We start from the raw sequence: 18,045 nt of genomic DNA, 5'->3' as shown, positions 1-18,045 counted from the left end.
TGGATATTAACACATATTTGATTAAAGATATACTTTAGACTTCATGCACTCTCGATAAATAGACCAAGAAAGTACAAATGAAAGAATAGACCATTCAGTCATATCTGGATAACTTTTCCTTGTTCAACAAATACTATGTTATGTTTGCTTTCTTGGAATTTCTTCGGGTTCTCGGTATGAATCGGGATTACGCTCTTTGGCTGGATTATACGTAGCATATCAAACACCTCTGTTCCTGACGCATGTCCAGATGCATGAAGTTTATCCTTCTTTTCCATACCAAACAACTTCAAGTCGAAGAGATTTAACCAATTAAACACTCGTTCAGAGTCAAGCTTCATTTCATCGTTGAAAGGTTCAGTAATGCTCCGGAGATACGTACTTCCTAGAACTGGGTTGATATCGATCAACTCATTCAACTGGAAATAACTGCAGAAGAGCATGTATTTGGACTGGTCCTTAAGATCAAGAAAATTGACTGTATTTGGGTACTCAAGATATTTTCTCTCCCACTTTCCATAGTCTTGATCACAAATATTCTGAGGAATAGTGACGCCATCTATATTACTCGGGAGGTCATCCTGTCCAACAGTTCCCCATCCCTTTCGATCAGCGAAAATGCGGATATTTGGGTCATCAACAGATGGAAATTCATCACTAATCTTTGAGAAATATTCAAGTAGATTCGCCTGCCTGAACCCAATTACTAAACTCCGCCCGACCTCTTTAGCAATACGATAAAATGTCAAGAGCCTTGTCAAATCACGCGGTGGAAAGGTAAGCACAGCTAATCCTTTAGAGCCGCGTATAATCTCTTTTGCCTGATCATAAACGTCCTGTTCAGAGGTGCCCGTATCTTCATTTATCCTTGTTCCCTCCGTTATTACTATGTCAATCCGTTCCGACGATACCGCTTCAACCATCTCTGAAGTCTTATGCCCAAAATATCCATGAAACCTAAAGTCGCCAGTATATAGTATTGTACCCTCTGAGGTATGTATTAGATAAGCCGTGGCTCCAGGTAGACTATGATCGACCGCATAAGGAATAATTTCAAGGTCCCCAATTTGATGTTTCTCACCGGACTCCAATACTCTTAATGGCCTATTTATCACTCCATCCCTCGAAGTAACCTTTGTATAACCATCACCCCTTGTCTTTTCTTTGATCATAAAACTCGGAGTAACCGTGAGATAATCTTGCCAACCTGATCGTCCTGATTCCTGCAGCGAGGAGAGAATCGCGTGACTTCCAGGACTCAGGATGATCTCGATGTCACTTCTAATATGATGGACATAAGAAACGTGGTCCATGTGAGCATGGCTGATAATAACTGCATCAATGGTACGATCTTCTTTTTTCCTTCCCATGTGACGCAGATAATCCTGTCTATATATCCCTTCTAAATCAGGCAATAGTCCTGTTTTAATAAAATCTTGTATTCCATTGCATTTTCGAGCATTCAGAAACTCGCTGAAATATTTACCAGACTGACCAAAACTCATACCAAAATCAAGGAAAATTCGAGCGTCCCCATCCTCGAGTAAAATCTTATTACCCCCGATTTCGTTAACGCCACCAAAAAAACGAAGATTTGCCATTAGCCTCATAGTATCAACGTGGTTTGATATCCATTAACCTATAGGTCTAAAACGCGCGCATGGTGAAATGGTTTCTATGAAGCTTGTTCTATATGCGCGCAGGTGAAATGAACTTACATATTATAACGCCTTACCTATGACGAAAAACCTCATATGCATCCTTGTAGAATCATGAGTCCCCTAACAGAGTGGACCTTATCTCGCAGTTTATTGGCGGGTTTTTTATGCGGTAGCACAGTGATTTATCTGAGTTGAAGATTTCCCCAGATCACAATCTGGCTGTTAAACACCCTGAGCTAGCCAAGGAATGGTACCCAACCAAAAATGGGAATTCAACACCAGATAGGATTAACTCCAGGAAGTCGCAAGAAGGTCTGGTGGAGGTGCAGTCGAGGGCATGAATGGGAAGCTACTCCCAATAACAGAACATGTGGAACTGGTTGTCCGTACTGCTTCAATGAGAAGCGAGGCGGTCTAATAAGAAAGGCTGCTTTGAAACGAAGCGGAAGCCTAGTAACCAGAAATCATGAACTAGTCAAGGAATGGCACCCATCCATGAACGGGACTCTAAAACCGTCGGATGTAACTCCAGGAAGGGGTGTTTGGTTTAATGGAGGCGAGGGAGTGGCATGAGAGGCTCAGTGTGGAGAACACTTTGAGTGCTCTTGAGCGAAACGGGTTCGATGTATAGTTCCATCCTACGGCGGAGGAGGCTCTCCCCGGGTCCTGAGAGGTCGTCTGTGGGTCTCGGGGGCTCGATGACGTTGAGGGAGATGGGGCTGGTGGACGCATTGGAAGCGCGGGGCGTCGATGTGGCAAATCACTGGAAGGCGGGGCGTGAGGGAGCGTCCCCGGAGGAGGTCATCGAGATCCGGCGCGCCCACGTCAACTCGGACGTGTTCATCACAGGCACCAACGCGGTCACCGAGACCGGGGAGCTGGTTAACATCGATGGGACTGGTCAGAGGGTGGCCGCGATGATCTTCGGACCTAAGAAGGTGATCGTGGTAGCGGGGGTGAACAAGATCACGGGGGATCTAGAGGAGGGGCTGTGGAGGGCGAGCAACATTGCGGCGCCCATGAACGCGAGGAGGCTTCACCCAAAAATTCCGTGCTCCGAGACGGGAGAGTGCAGCGACTGCGTGGCGCCTGAGAGGATCTGCGGGATAACCACTATCATCCGCCGGAGGCCCAGGCGGACGCCGTTCACCGTGGTCTTGGTGGGGGAGAAGCTGGGGTACTGAGGCGCGCGCCCAGAATGGATCCGATTATCCTATACGCATCAACGACGTAGTACCCGCAGAAAAGGAGACAAAGACGACCATGGCCATCGACTACGATCCCTCGAACTGGGATCTCACCAAACGCCTGTTGGGCTACATGAGGCCCTTCCTCCACATCTTCCTCGGAATAGTCCTCACAGCCTTTGGGAGGAACGGCCTCTTCGCGCTGATCTCCCCTCTCATCGTGATGCTCATCATCGACTACATAGTGATCCCCGTCCCTGGAGGGACCCATTGGTTCCTAGAGCTCCTCAAGGCATGGACGGGAGTCGAGGGGCAGACCGAGCTCCTGGTCCTGCTCTGCGGAATCATCGTTCTCCTAGCCGTGATGCGGGGGGTCTTCCACGTCATCCACATCACCCTCAGGGCCTCGCTGTCCCAGAACATCCTCAGGGTGATGCGCCGGGACTTCTACTACGCCCTCATCCACAAGTCGTTCAGCTACCTCGACAGGGTCATTTCCGGCCAGATCATCAGCCGCCTCACCAGCGACATGGGGGCCATAGACCTCTTCTACTCGGAGACGGTGCGGGAGATCTTCAGGCACGGCATACAGTTCACGTTCACCCTCTACATCCTCTACCTCGTGGACCCTGGCCTCGCCCTCATCTGCAGCCTCCCCATGCCCCTCGTCTTCCTCTCCACCCGACTCTACTCGAGCCGAATCGGAGGCCACCTTGCGAAGGCGAAGAACCAGTTCGGGGAGATGAGCTCCGTTCTAGTCGAGGGCATCGTCGCGCACAAGCTGGTGAAGAGCTACGGACAGGAAGCCACATTCATGGAGCGGTTCGAGGAGGATAACCGGGGCTACGTCGAGACCAGCCTCAAGGCATCACGGATACAGTCCATGTACCGGCCCTCCTCAGCCGCGATGATTGCCGTGGGCATGGCCCTCGTCATCTTCTACGGGGGCCAGCGAGTCATCGACGGCCGCCTCACCATCGGGGCCATGATCCTGTTCGGGACCTACTTCACCCAGCTCGTGGGGCCCATGCGGATGTTTGCCCGGCTCATCATGTTCTACCAGGACGCGATAGCCAGTGCCAGGCGGGTCTTCGAAGTGATAGACATCGGCGAGGACGTACCAGAGGCACCAGACCCTGTCGAGCTTCCCCAGGTGACCGGGGAGGTCGAGTTCAGGGGCGTCTCTTTCTCCTACGAAGGGGCCGAGGAGACCCTCCAAGACATCTCAATGAAGGTGCAGCCCGGCGAGAAAGTAGCCCTAATGGGATTCGTGGGCTCGGGGAAGACCACCCTCGCCGAGCTGGTGCCCCGGTTCTACGACGTGACCGCAGGCTTGGTGAGGATCGACGGCCACGACGTCCGGGACGTCTCCCTGAGCAGCCTCCGGAAACAGGTCGGGATAGTCCTCCAGGACGTCTTCATCTTCTCTGATACCCTCAGGGCCAACCTCGCGTTCGGGAAGCCCGACGCTACCGACCAAGAGGTTGTCGAGGTCGCCAAGGCGGCGCAGATCCACGAATTCATCGAGTCCCTCCCCGACGGCTACGGGACGCTGGTGGGCGAACGGGGGCTCACCCTCTCCGGGGGGCAGAGGCAAAGGTTGACGATAGCGAGGACGATTCTGACGGACCCCGGTATATTGATCCTCGACGACTCGACCTCCAACGTTGACGCCGAGACCGAGGCCCTCATCCGGAAGGCCATAGACGCTCTCCTGGAGAGCCGCACCGCCCTGATAATCACCCAGAGGGCCTCCACCTGCAAGGCTGCGGACAGGGTCGTGGTGATGGACCGGGGGAGGATAGCCGCCGAGGGGAGCCACGACGACCTCCTCCACTCGAACCCGATATACAGGCAGCTCATCGAATCCCAGGCCCTCGACTTGAGGGGTGGCTCCTGATGGCCGAGTACGTGGACCGGTACGACGTGGGCTCCCTTGAGTCCACCGAAAGGAAGTTCACCGACCTAGAGCTGATTAAACGTCTCATATTCGGGTACATGCTGAGGCACAGGGGGCTATTTGCCCTCGAGATGATCCTCGTAATCCTCAAGATGGCCACCGTGCTGGCGGGGCCCTACCTCTACAAGGTCACCCTCGACTTCTACATCAACGGGACCCCCACCGCCGACGGCCTCTGGCTCGCCGGGCTGCTGGAGGCCCTCGCCGCGGCCCTCGGCGGCGGCGCATATCCTGGGACGCCCCACATACTTCTCTCCGCGGGATTCCTCTACGTGTTGATCTCCTTGGCTCAGTGGATCGCATCATCCCTTCAGACCTATTATATCGACAAGCTCGGGCTCATCGTGATCGCCGATATCAGAGCTGACTTTTTCGGGCACCTCGGGGCTCTCTCTCAGAGGTTCTTCGAGCACGGAAACACCGGGCGGCTGGTCTCGAGAGTCACGAACGACGCCGAGTCCCTAAAGAAGCTGATGTCGACGGGGGTGGTGGGGCTCTTCGCCGACCTGATGATGGCGGTGGCGATCCTCGCGGTGATGTTCTTCCTGAACCTGAGGCTCACCCTGGTCGCGCTCCTCATCGCCCCGGTGGTGGCACTCATGAGCAGGCTCTTCCAGGGCTGGGTCAAATCGGCCTGGGGAATCGCCAGGAGGAACGTGGCCTCCCTCACCGGGAAGGTCCAGGATCTGATGTACGGGGCGAGGGTCACCAAAGCCCTCAACCAAGAGGCCCGATCCATAGTGGAGTTTGACGAGGTCAACGAGCAGAACATGCGCTCCCAGGTCAGGGCCGAGTCTGTCTCCGTGGTGTACTCTGGGACAGTGACGGTCCTCAACTCGATCATGACCGCCGCGATCTGGTACCTGGGGGGGCAGGAGGTGATGCTCGCCGCCCGCACCCTGGGAGAGCTGATTGCATTCTCGGAGTACGCGGCATCTTTCTTCAACCCTATCCAGAACCTCGCGATGTTCTACGGCGAGATCCAGAGCGCGCTGGCCGGCGCCGAGAGAATATTCACCATCCTCGACCTTGAACCAGAGATCCGGGAAGCCCCCGACGCCGTAGAAATGGATGATGTCCAGGGGCGCCTCGTCTTCGATGGGGTCACATTCAGCTACGTTGAGGACTTCCCGGTCCTCAGAGACATATCCTTCGAGGCCTGCCCCGGGGAGAGCCTCGCTATCTTCGGGCCCACAGGAGCCGGCAAGTCGTCGATCATCAACCTCCTCGGGCGGTTCTACGATCCCGACGAGGGGGTCGTAGAGATCGACGGAGTGGACATTAAGGAGGCGGACTTCGAGTCCCTGAGGAGAACCGTATCCATCGTCCTGCAGGAACCCTACCTCTTCTCGGGAACCCTCGAGTACAACCTAAAGTTCGGGCGCTCCGAAGCCCCGGACGAAGAGATGATGAGGATCGCGAGACTTGTTGGGATCCACGATGCCATCTCGAGGCTCCCGGAGGGCTATGATACAGTGATCCAGGAGAGGGGGACAAACCTCTCCTACGGTGAGCGGCAACTTGTCTGTCTCGGGAGGGCGCTGCTCTCCGATCCGAAGATATTGGTCTTCGACGAGGCGACGAGCAGCGTCGATCCCCATACAGAGGCGCTGATACAGGACGCGATCAGGGAGGAGATGGCGAGTAGGACCGTGCTTCTGGTGACCCATAGGGTCTCCACGGTGAGGGAGGCCGACAGGATTCTCTTATTGAACGAGGGGAGGATAGAGGCCGAGGGCTCCCACGAGGAGCTCCTAGAGGGCAGCCCGCTCTACAGGAGGCTCTGCGAGATGCAGCTGGTCTCCGTGGAGGATTAGAAAAAAGATCCTCGGGTAACTCTATTACTCACCCATCAGGGTCGTTCCTTTGAGCCGTAGCCGCTGGCCCGGGAAGACTATCTGGAAAGGGCGGGCTGGAAGGAGTAAATCTGAACTAGTCAAGGAGGGGCACCCAACCCAGAATGGGGATTTGACGCCAGCTCAGGTTGCTCCAGGAAGTGGTAAGAAGGTCTGGTGGATATGCATCAGAGAGCATGATGGGAGGCTACGTTATATAATAGGACAAGTGGAACTGGTTGTCCTGACTTCCACAGGGAACACCCACGCACTACGAAATCTGAATATGGTAATCTTTTTTCTTCTATGTATCAAATAAACGACTTAGGTCATGGATTTTTTGGTACAAAATATTCAAATATATTTACCAATTCTACCGAAATTTACGCTCTGATGGCTTAATGTAATAACTCGGTTCTCTCTAGATAGTCTAGATGGAATATTCCAAGACTTTTATTTCCGAAGGGATGGCTCAGATAATTATCTACAAAGTCGTCTCATCAGAGGGCGAAACTCTCGAGAGGGCACGGTCTCGAGCGCCAGTTTTTTACAACCCTATAATGAATATGAACAGGGATTCTGCGATTCTGGCTCTTGGCGCTCTCCAGAGACGTTTGTCAAGGCCACTAACGATATGTGAACCTATGTGCGGGACTGGAATTAGGGGAATCAGGATGGCCCTTGAAGTGCCGAAAGTACGAGAAATTGTGCTAGGGGATATGAGCCCCCATGCAGTAAGACTCACCGAGAAAAATATCGGATTGAACGGAATGAGTGAAAGGGTACGTGTGAGAAGGATGGAGGCAAATCTCCTATTATCGCTGCACGCCCGACCCCTTGCTCGATTTGATTACACTGATATCGACCCTTTCGGTACCCCTGCCCCTTTTATCGATACAGTTGCGCGGGCTACCAAAAGAGACGGAATGGTAGCCTTAACGGCGACTGATATGGCTCCTCTCTGTGGTGTCAATGTGCGGGCGTGCATCCGTAAATACGGGAGCACATCACTGAGGACAGGATACAGTCACGAATCAGCGTTAAGGATTCTGATCGGGTCCTTCATTAGAGGTGCCGCAATTCACGAAGTAGCATCTAAACCTGTTTTCAGTTTTTTCGCAGACCATTATATCCGGCTCTATATGCTCTTGGATAGAGGGAAGATGAGAGTGGATAAAAGCCTCAGGGAGATAGGATATCTCCTTAATTGTTCTGCGTGTAAGAGTATTCGCTCAGAGAAAAGCGGGCTAGACGACAGAATGCGTATCTGCGAAGTCTGTGGATCAGAGATGAAAGCTGCGGGACCTCTCTGGCTCGGGAACCTTGCCGATGATGATTTCTGCTTGGATATGATCGAGTGTTCTAAGGATTCATTTATTGGCAGCAATAGGAGACTCATAAATATAATCAGAAAGGTCAGAGGAGAAATAGATATGCCTCCCGGTTTTTTCGTTTTAGACGAGTTGAGTTCTAATTTAGGGGTTGCATCAAGGCGTCTTAATCCAGTCATTGATGGGCTGAGAAACGCCGGGTTCAAGGCGGCAGTTAGTCATGCAAATAACAGGGGATTGAAAACTGACGCGTCTGTGGAGGCAGTGAAGAGAATCGTTTTAGAGCTCAATGTTAAGGGAGTTTAGAGCACTAATGTCTAAGAGATGGCTTAGCGAGAGGAAGAACGAATATTATCACCTCAGGGCAAAAGAAGAGGGATATCTCTCGAGGGCGGCTTTCAAACTGATCCAACTTGAAGAGCGGTTTGGATTCCTCAAAGATGCTAGAAATGTCTTAGATTTAGGTGCAGCACCCGGTGGATGGCTTCAGGTTGCAAGTGAAGCAATAGGGGACAAAGGCTTGATAATGGGGGTTGATCCCCAGGAGATCAATCATCGTGGCCTTCTAGGTGTTAACAGTCTAGTAGGAGATGTTACCTCCGAAGGTACTATCAAGGAAATCCATGATTTTTTTCAATGTAGAGTGGATGTTATTCTCTCAGATATGGCTCCGGATGTCAGTGGAAATTGGGATCTGGACCATTTTCGGCAGATCCATCTTGCTCGAATAGTTCTTGTTATCGCCAATGAGCTTCTCAGAGGTGATGGCTGGCTTGTGGTAAAAACGTTTCAAGGATCAGAGCATGATAAGTATGTGAATGATGTTAGGAAAATGTTTGAACTTGTGAAAATTGTGAAGCCAAAGGCCTCAAGGAAGCATAGCGCCGAAATATATCTGGTGGCTCACCGACTCAAACCGTTTAGAAGGTTGCCCGAGGGTTACCGCAAGAAAGAGGAGTGTTAGATCCCTAGCCGCCTTTGGACCATCTCTATGACCACTTTAAAATGGATCACAGGTTTCCCTATTTTCTGGACTATCTGCTTAATTTCGGATAGTCCAAAATAGATGAGTGATCTGAGAGGGATCCTGCTTTTTTCCTTCTGCCAATTCACCGAGTTCCCTCCTGTCCTCATAGTCGCGCGTTGAGGCTTCAATTTCAGTGATTTCGCCAAATCTCCTTTGATGCGGATAAAATATTTCCCAAGGAGATATACCAGGTGATCTTCCCGATTTTGATCCTCTTAATGTAATCGGGGGGATTTGGGACTTTACCCTTGGTTCCAGTAATATCTAATGGAAGCCCCTCTTTAGGGCATTTCTTTCGGCATCAACAACTCTTTCGTAGAACTCATCGGATTCATCATCGATCTCGGCTAGGAGATCCCAAGCTTCGGATAAGTCAACCCGTTTCGCAGTAGCTACTATCGCGCCCCTCCTACCATACATTGATACAAGCTTGGAGGCGTCTTTTCCCCTCTCCCACCATCGTTCCCCGGCTCTTTTTTCAACGAACTTATCTTTCCCGAGTTCTTGATAGACCTCGTCGATATTCCGATCAAAAACTCCGAGCTCAGTGGAGCCACATTGTGGACACTCGATCGATTTCGGGAGTTCTTTGATCCTGTGGGTCTTAACATGGTCCCTCTTGGTGAGACATGCGAAAGTCCTCGTCTCGTTGAGGATACGTGCTTTGGCAGACTCGACTATAATTCGGGTGATCTTGTCTGGCGGCACAATGTCAGCCCTCATACTCATTCCATCCACAACCATCTCGGCCATGGGAGTTATCTGCCCCCCGTTATCAATAAGAGCTACCTCAATCTTCCCCTCACCGATCTCATTGATGATCGTGATAGTGGCTTGGAGGTCAAGATCCTTCCGCGCAGTGTCCTTCATAGCCTCCTCATAGATACATGTACTCTCGAAGCTTTTCATGAGACGGTCTAGAGTGATGTTGCTAAAGTTGGCGTACTTACTAAGGGCGCCGGATTTCCGGGCGACGTTAATGAGGCGGCGCTTGAAGACGCCTGTCTTGGCTACGGCGTTCTTCATAATCTTCTCAAGGTCGACCTCATACAGGCTGGTGAGAATCTTCGCGACGTAGTTTGAGTCCACGGCTCCTACCGTCTGGATGACTACAGTGTAGGTCTCCTGCTGGACTCCTACAGGATAGCCCGTCTTCTCAGAAATGATGTGGCCGAGAAGCCGGGCAAGTGTCCTATTAACGAGAGTGCCGAAGTTAGCGTGAACTATGACATTGTCCCCCCAGTCCTCTACAACGATCCTTTTGTTGGTAGGAACGGGGTAGTCAAGTTCTACCTGCTCAACAATCTCTGAGATAGCCTTTTCTATGGTATCTGATTTGGCTGGATACTCTATATTTAGCTCATCTGCGATTTGTTTTGTAGAACTGCCTCTGAGGAGTCTCTCCTCGACTCTTGCTTTAATCTTTCCCACTTCTAGAGCTATTTCTAGGGGGACAGGAATCTCTTCACCTACCCAGCTGGGGATGGCGCCAGTAGGGTCTTCTTCAGCACGGACGTAGATCTTGTCATTTTGAATGTTAAGTATCTTCCAGGGGCGCCCCCTGATCACGAATTTCACCCCGGGCTTAGCGTACTCTGCAACGAAGGCTTCTTGGAGAATGCCAACTGGAGCTTCTTCAGCGGTGTCGATTACGAGGTATGTTTTCTCGTCGGGTATCATACTGAGGTTATCAAAAAAGTAGCGGTAAATTGTCTTCCGTTTACCCTTGGGCCGGATTATAACTTCATCCACCTCGCTGACCCATGCCATCCGGGGGAATCGGTTGTGCATGTATTGGGCGACGAACTGGATCTCCTTTTCAGTAATGTCTTTGAATGGGTAGGCCTTGCTGAAAAGATTCTTGGCTTGCAAGAAGTAAATTCGGCTTCGAGACATAAACTCTGCAACGATCTGGTTTACCACAACGTCATAAGGTTTATCGGGGACAATTAGGGGCTCCATGATCTCCTGGAGTCCCCTACGGCAGATTACCATGGACTCGAGGCAGTCCTCGCTGTTCATAGCAATTATAACGCCCTTGGCCAGATCTCCGATGCTGTGGCCACTCCGCCCGACCCGTTGGAGAAGGCGGGTGACCTGACGGGGGCTGTTGTACTGGATAACGAGGTCGATATGACCTATGTCAATGCCCAACTCGAGGCTAGATGTGCAGACCACAGTCTTGAGATCCCCTTGTCTGAGCCCTGTCTCGGCTGCGATACGAGTAGTTTTGGCAAGGCTGCCGTGGTGAATGCTGAGGGGGAAGTCCATGTCCCAGACGTTGAATCGGCTTGTTATGAGCTCCGAGGTGCTCCGGGTGTTTGTGAATACAAGCGTAGTTTCGTGGCCTTCGATGAGGTCCCTCATAATCTTTAAACGGGCGGCGACCTCGGGATGGGTGAATAGGTCTCTAGCAAGATCATAGTCTTTTGGCCCAGGCTCGGGGTAGACAATCTCAAGTTGGGTATTTCTGAACGCAGAGACCTGGATGGTCTCCACCTCACGGTCGTTGCCTACAAGGAACTGGGCCACTTTGTCTGGGCTCCCGATGGTGGCACTCAGGCCTATCATCTGGAATTCTTCATCGGCGAGCTCCCTGATGCGCTCCAGCGCGATACTGAGTTGGCTGCCCCGCTTATTATCGGCGAGTTCGTGGATTTCGTCGATTACAACCCATCGGACAGCTTTTAGGTATTTCCTGAGGATGCGACCACTGAGGATGGCCTGGAGGGTCTCAGGGGTGGTAATGAGCATCTCTGGTGGACTTTGTCGTTGGTAATTCCGTTCCCTAGTGGAGGTGTCCCCATGACGGACCGCGAGGCGGATGTCAAGACTGCTGCACCAGTATGTCATGCGGTTTAATATGTCCCTGTTGAGGGCCCTGAGAGGGGTGACATAAATGATGCTGATGCCTGGCTTGCGCTCCGCCATCAGATATTTATGGAGGACGGGGAGCATTGCCGCCTCGGTTTTCCCTGTAGCGGTAGGGCTAATGAGGAGGACATGACCACCCTTGAGGATCTTGGGAATTAGGAGTTTTTGAGGCTCCGTGGGCTTCTGGAATCCCTTTTTTTCAAGAAGCCTCCGAACCGGTCTGCAGAGTATCGAGAAGGCGTTTTTCTCGGTCAAATATGAGCCCAGCCAGTCTTATCTATAGGTGCCAAATAAAAACTATTTCTCAAAAGACCCTTGGAGTTATTTTTGTCCCATACTTTTGAGACTAAAAGGGGGTTTTGAATCATATTGATGAGTATCAGGTTAATAATTCATGACTAGAATAAATGTCTTTTAAATTATTGTTTGGGAGCGCCGGTCTCTTAAAACCATAGAATCCTCTCTTAGGTGACCATGCTCTTTTCGTGAGAGAAAGCTTCTTGTTCTCCATTATCGATGACGTCCTTAAGATGCTGAACCACGTTCCATACCTCCAGATAGCTTGTGTATAGTGGGATAGGGGCAAGCCGTATCACGTTAGGAGGTCTGAAGTCTGGTATCACACCTCGAGCCTTTAGGGCCTCTGAAACCCTCCACGCATCTGAGTGTTCCACACCGACGTGGCCGCCCCGCCTATCGTGTTTCCTAGGTGTCCCGACGGAGAAGCCGTAGGGAATCTGGCTAAGGGTCTCGTCAATTAGATGAATCAAGTAGGAGGTTATCTTCGTGGATTTCCTTCGTATTCTATTGATCCCCGCCTCGTTGATCATACTAATCGCACCCATCAGGGGGGCAGTGCTTAACATTGTTGTGGTCCCGATCTGCCAGGCGCTCGCGTCCTCGGCGGGATCAAATTTGTTAGACATATTAAACATGGTAGCCTGGTTGTTCCCAAACCAGCCCGCTAGTCCCGGGGTCTTTCCGAAATGGCGGCTGTTAACATATATACTCCCAGTGGAGCCAGGGCCTCCGTTCATATACTTGTAGTTACAATAAAATGCAAAGTCGACACCCCACTCGTTGAATTTATGCGGGACTACTCCGACGGAATGGCTGCAGTCAAAGCCAATGGGTATTCCCCGAATATTAGCTTCCCTGGTGAGCCTTTCCATGTCAAGGAGCTGGCCGCTCTTATAATAGACGCCGGGTAAGAGAATAAGAGCGACTTCATCAGTCATCGCATCAACTATATCATCTTCTTCAATGATCCGCCCATCTCGGCTCTCTACAAGTATAAGGTCCTTGGAAGGGTCACCTCTTCTTAGTTTGATCTGGGAGGCCAAAGCATAGAGGTCGCTGGGAAAGTTAAGTTCGTCCGCTAGGATCTTTCGCCTCTCACCCTTAGGCTCGTAGAATGTGGCCACCAAGGCGTGAAGATTCACCGTTGTCCCACCACAAACAACAATCTCTCCGGGATTTGCACCAACCATTGTCGCCTGCATCTCTCCCAGTCTCTTGGCGTAATTAATCCAAGGTATCTCACCTCCGCCCCAGCCCCCGATCCCAAGGGTCTTCCATTCATCAATGATCGACATTAGACTCGCCTCAGCATCTTTGGAAATGAGCCCTAAGGAATTGCCATCCATGTAGATTTTCCCTGGGAGATGGTAGAATCTCTCTTTGAATGTTGAGAGGGGGTCTTCGGCGTCAAGCTGGAGCGCAAATTCCCTTCCTAACTTGAAATTCATAAACGAAAGCTCCGACGAATATCCCTTCTTGAGTGGTTTTAAGGAGATCGTGCTCTCCTCCTTGAGAAGAAGGTTAGTATAACAAACCCCACCATAGATAGGATAAAGGAGAGCTTAAAGGTAGCTCCAATCCCAAAAGCCTCGGCCACTGACCCCAATATTATTGGGCTGACGATCCCACTGATGTTTGAGAATGTCGAGAAGACCCCCATTGAGGCTCCCGCCATACCCGAGGGGGCCTCCTCTGTGACATACGTGTTTGCTGATGTTAGATAGATACCATATGCTATCCCCTGCATCCCGAGAAGAGCGCTCAGTATTACCAAGGTGTTGAATTCTGGGAGGGCTAGGATCATGAGTGCTGAAGCTCCTAGCCCCAGAGTCATCATTCTTAGCGCCCCCAGCCGTGAAATCGCCAACCCCGTCGGGATTCTTGTAGCAGTTGAAGCGAGTCCCCGCACTGTGAGTGCCATGCCTACTTGGGACTCATCAAGCCCGATAGATATTCCGTAAAGGGGGAAAAAGACCATAATTGTGTTGAATATTGTGGAGTTGAAGAAATTTGCGATCCCCGCAGCGAGGAGACTGGGATTTCTAATAAGCCCCATGAATCCAGAGAAAAGGTTACCCGTCTCGTTCGCGGAAACACCTTTCTTTTCTGGGGCAAAGAGAAGAGCAACGAAACCACATATTGCTAATCCTGCGCTAATGAAGAACGCTTGGGAGTAACCAATCGTCTTGGCGGCCATGCCCCCAAGCAGGGGGCCTACGGTGAACCCGGAACCCATCGACGTGAGGTATAGCCCTTGAGCCAAGCCCCTCTTGCCCCGAGGGGCAATCTCAGTGACGTAGACAAAGCCTATGGTGAACGTCGAGCCTCGCGCGATTCCCAGTATCACCCTTGCTGGGAGCAAGTGGAGGGGCTCCAATGCGAGACTATAAAGGAGAGGCGCAATTATTGTGCATGCTATACCAAACAACATAAGTCTCTTCCTCCCTAGGCGGTCGGATATTGAGCCTAACGGGATCGAGAGCAGGACCGTGGTGAGTCCTGTTGTTGATGCCAGCGCCCCGATTAGCGCCATTGAAGCGCCGAGGCTCCGGGCGAAGAAAGGGTAAAGAGGAACATTGAAGCCGTTCGCGGCATCGATGAAGAATATTGTAAAACATACAGCAATTACTCCCCGAAGGCTCCTCTTTCCTGAAATGTCTGACATTAAACGCCTCATGTGTCTAGCAGCAGTCGCATCTCTCTGTTACATTGATCCTATTTGAGATCATCCAAGGAGAAAAGAATTAATTTTAAAGGCCATCTAACTAAGGATAGCTCCCTTATCTGCCGATGAGACCATTTTCGCATATCTCGCGAGATAGCCTTTTTTCACCACGGGTTGTTTCGGCGTCCAGTTTTTCCTCCGGGCTTCCAGCTCATCCGCTGGGACGTTAAGATCTATCCTTCGCAGGGGGACGTTGATGGTTATCCTGTCTCCGTCCTCGACGAGCGCAATGGGTCCCCCGGCAGACGCCTCTGGGGAGACGTGACCGATGCACGGACCAGCCGTAGCCCCAGAGAATCGGCCATCTGTGAGTAGTGCAACGCTCTCCTCAAGGCCGTATCCTACAATGGTGCTGGTAGCGACGAGCATTTCCCGCATTCCAGGGCCTCCTTTGGGTCCTTCATAGCGGATTACCACGACGCTCCCTGGACCAACATCCCTCCTGTGGATCGCCTCCACTGCGTCTTCTTCCCTATCGTAAACCTTGGCGGTCCCTTGGAACTCCATCATTTTAGGGCTCATGGCCACAACTTTAGCAACGGAAGCGTCTGGGGCGAGAGTGCCTTTGAGAACTGCTATTCCCCCTTCAGGGTGCACGGGATCAGTGACAGAGTGAATTATTGCGGAATTAATGGTTTTGGCCTGCACGAGTCGCTCAGACAGAGGGCCCTGAACTGTAATGGCGTTCCTATCAACTCTTTCCCTCAGCTCTTTGATAACGGCAGGGATCCCACCGGCATCGTGTAGATCACAGATTTTATGAGGGCCAGCCGGGGCCATATTGCAAAGATGGGGAGTGCCCCTGCTTATTTCGTCGAAGAGGTCCAAGTCCAGTTCTATCCCGACCTCGTGGGCAATAGCTGTGAGGTGGAGAACAGTATTAGTGGAGCCACCCATGGCCATATCCACGGCTATTGCGTTTTTGAAGGCAGCTTCTGTGAGGATGTCACTAGGCTTCAGCCCGTCCTCGAGGAGTTTCATGATCCTCTTGCCAGATTCGTGGGCGAGCCTAATTCTATGGGCTCCCATTGAGGGGGCCGAGGCCATGTAGGGGAGTGTCATACCAATGGCCTCGATGAGGCACTGCATAGAATTGGCAGTAAACATGCCACCGCATGCTCCTGCTCCAGAACAGCAGATGTCCTCCAGGTACTTAGCTTCCTCCTTGGAAATTTCTCCCGACATCACTAGTGCAGGCACTTTGAACATTTCCTGAACAGTGATGGTCTGCCCCTCAAACTTGCCCCACGTGGGACATCCCGGTTCCATTGGGCCCCCGAGGACAAAAATGGTGGGGATATTAATCCTTGCTGCGGCCATCATCATCCCGGGGTCGATCTTATCACAGGTGGTCAAGCAGACCATCGCGTCAAAGCCATGGCTCTCCACCATGATTTCCACTGAGTCAGCGATGATCTCTCGGCTAGGAAGGCTCATCCTCATACCCTCATGGCCCATTGCAATGCCATCGCAGACGCCAATGGTGTTGAACTCGAGGGGTGTCCCGCCGGCCTCAATTATTCCCTTTTTTACGTGCTCAGCGAGGCTGGCCAGATGTATATGGCCGGGGACGATCTCATTCCACGAGTTCACCACGGCTATAAGGGGCTTAGCTATATCACTGTCAGTCAGTCCCATCCCCTTTAGAAGGCTTCGATGTACACTTCTCTCTACCCCGTCAAAGACCTTAGAACTCCTAGCCCGTGTATTAGACGACCCGGATTGAGATAGAACTTCCTCTATAATTGCAGAACCCATGGGGCTAGGTGAAACGGAGTTCTCTAAAAGGGTTTCTCAGAAAATTATTCAGATGCGCCCAACGAGAACATCAGCTCAAATGAGCAAAAATACGTGAAACAAGATTTAATTTTTAGATAGCTTTAGAGAATAAATCCTCATTTGATTTTGAAGAATCTACTGGACGTTTTCTGGTCTCTTATGAATCAAAACCTCCCTTTTTTGTCACATAATTATGAGTCAAAAAATAGGAACCCTCTACTTTCATGAATACGTTCACGCAGATTTCAGTTTAGACGATAAGAATATGAATCGCGAGCGCGATGGATCACGCCATCGCGCATGAAGATATGACTCACTGATAGCTAAAACCTCGGATACTGATTAACCTAGAACCATAGTAATATAGCGAACTCCTTGACCGATTACAAATACTCTAGCTGATCTTGTAATATCATTTCTACCTCAACTAGGGTAGTCTGGAATAGATGGAAAATGCATAAAAAAACGGGTATTCATCCATTTTCATCGCGCCTGAGATATAGAAAATATGGTGGCTTGTTACTAGAGGCTCAGGCGATCTTTCACTGCGATAGAGATTGGGACTCCAACTACGCCCGCGACAGTCATCTGGACTAGGTTGAATGGGACCTCTAATAAGGCTGCCCCGAAACCGTACATGAATACTTGGACGATGAAGTAACCAGTGACCATAACAAGGGCCCCCACGACCCATGCTATAATAGTCTTGTTGAGAGTCCTATCCTTGGAGTCCCCGGCTATTTTCCCAGCGACATACCCTTCTGCCCCTTTAATTACAGTAGTGAAGATCACCCAGTTATACCAGCCTCCCAAAAAGTCTGCTAAGCCGGAACCTAGCCCCCCTGCAAGGGCACCAACGACAGGCCCAAAGATGAGGGCTGTGGTCATGACGATGGCATCCCCGAAGTTAAAGTACCCTGAGGTAGCAGGTATGGGGTACGCGAACATGCTCGTGGCAATGGTGGCTAGAGCACCCATCACTGCAATAGCGGCTATCTCTTTCGTTGTTAACTTAGTTATACTCATATCGATCTCTCTTTACTTGTGTTATGTTAAAGACACAACTAATGTATTTAACAATTCTAGTATTAACTATAATATTCCGTAGTTTAGTCCTATAATTATGGGACAAAAAGAGGTTAAATGCGGTTCAGAGCTTAAAAACCGTTAATCGCGCGTGAAGGTGAATGAATCTCATTTGTTACGCCCATCAACTTTTTTATTCCCTCCATCCTACGTGGAAATGATACTATGGTAAAGATAGTAGATCTCCGACCGGGCATGGAGCACATGGACATCAGAGTCACACTGAAGGCTCTAAACGAGCCCAGGGAGGTCCTCACCAACTACGGAATTACCCATAATC

12 protein-coding genes are annotated in these 18,045 nt (G+C 51.0%); 5 read left to right on the top strand and 7 right to left on the bottom strand.

Going from position 1 to position 18,045, the window contains the following annotated elements; genetic code table 11:
• Positions 1-98: 98 nt before the first annotated feature.
• Positions 99-1,601, bottom strand: coding sequence for an MBL fold metallo-hydrolase (locus tag QGG23_06445; GenBank protein ID MDP6049064.1), 1,503 nt, complete (start codon positions 1,599-1,601; stop codon positions 99-101).
• A gap of 683 nt (positions 1,602-2,284) precedes the next feature.
• On the opposite strand from QGG23_06445, the gene QGG23_06440 reads away from it, so the two are divergent.
• The 5 genes from QGG23_06440 to QGG23_06420 all read left to right on the top strand — a co-directional run bounded on the left by QGG23_06440 (position 2,285) and on the right by QGG23_06420 (position 8,938).
• Positions 2,285-2,845, top strand: coding sequence for a lactate utilization protein (locus QGG23_06440; protein ID MDP6049063.1), 561 nt, complete (start codon positions 2,285-2,287; stop codon positions 2,843-2,845).
• Between the two features lie 79 nt (positions 2,846-2,924).
• Positions 2,925-4,748, top strand: coding sequence for an ABC transporter ATP-binding protein (locus tag QGG23_06435; GenBank protein ID MDP6049062.1), 1,824 nt, complete (start codon positions 2,925-2,927; stop codon positions 4,746-4,748).
• On the top strand, positions 4,748-6,625 hold the full coding sequence (locus tag QGG23_06430; GenBank protein MDP6049061.1) for an ABC transporter ATP-binding protein: 1,878 nt from the start codon (positions 4,748-4,750) through the stop codon (positions 6,623-6,625). The genes QGG23_06435 and QGG23_06430 overlap by 1 nt, the downstream gene beginning before the upstream one ends.
• 485 nt (positions 6,626-7,110) lie before the next feature.
• A complete protein-coding gene (locus QGG23_06425; protein MDP6049060.1) occupies positions 7,111-8,280 on the top strand; it encodes a tRNA (guanine(10)-N(2))-dimethyltransferase in 1,170 nt (389 codons plus the stop codon).
• 7 nt (positions 8,281-8,287) lie between these two features.
• Complete coding sequence (locus tag QGG23_06420) at positions 8,288-8,938, top strand: RlmE family RNA methyltransferase (protein ID MDP6049059.1); 651 nt, start codon at positions 8,288-8,290, stop codon at positions 8,936-8,938.
• On the opposite strand, the gene QGG23_06415 is transcribed toward QGG23_06420, so the two are convergent.
• From QGG23_06415 to QGG23_06390, 6 genes are all read right to left on the bottom strand, one after another.
• Positions 8,935-9,087, bottom strand: a complete 153-nt coding sequence (locus tag QGG23_06415; GenBank protein ID MDP6049058.1) for a hypothetical protein — start codon at positions 9,085-9,087, stop codon at positions 8,935-8,937. The two genes, QGG23_06420 and QGG23_06415, sit on opposite strands and share 4 nt — an antisense overlap.
• A gap of 178 nt (positions 9,088-9,265) precedes the next feature.
• Positions 9,266-12,130 carry a DEAD/DEAH box helicase gene (locus tag QGG23_06410; protein ID MDP6049057.1) on the bottom strand — a complete coding sequence of 955 codons (2,865 nt, stop codon included), beginning with the start codon at positions 12,128-12,130 and terminating at the stop codon, positions 9,266-9,268.
• Positions 12,131-12,339: 209 nt separating this feature from the next.
• The gene (gene kynU, locus QGG23_06405; protein MDP6049056.1) at positions 12,340-13,623 is read right to left on the bottom strand and encodes a kynureninase; all 1,284 of its coding nucleotides are present in this window, start codon (positions 13,621-13,623) and stop codon (positions 12,340-12,342) included.
• 38 nt (positions 13,624-13,661) lie between these two features.
• Positions 13,662-14,840, bottom strand: a complete 1,179-nt coding sequence (locus QGG23_06400) for an MFS transporter (GenBank protein ID MDP6049055.1) — start codon at positions 14,838-14,840, stop codon at positions 13,662-13,664.
• Between the two features lie 96 nt (positions 14,841-14,936).
• Positions 14,937-16,658, bottom strand: coding sequence for a dihydroxy-acid dehydratase (ilvD, locus tag QGG23_06395; GenBank protein MDP6049054.1), 1,722 nt, complete (start codon positions 16,656-16,658; stop codon positions 14,937-14,939).
• Between the two features lie 543 nt (positions 16,659-17,201).
• Entirely contained in the window at positions 17,202-17,705 is a 504-nt protein-coding gene (locus QGG23_06390) for an ECF transporter S component (protein MDP6049053.1), read from the bottom strand.
• Between the last annotated feature and the right edge of the window lie 340 nt (positions 17,706-18,045).

The sequence above is a fragment of the Candidatus Bathyarchaeota archaeon genome, from assembly GCA_030739585.1.
Lineage (GTDB): Archaea > Thermoproteota > Bathyarchaeia > TCS64 > TCS64.
The sequence above is the reverse complement of the archived record's forward strand: the minus strand, read 5'-3'. Positions and strand labels throughout refer to the sequence as shown.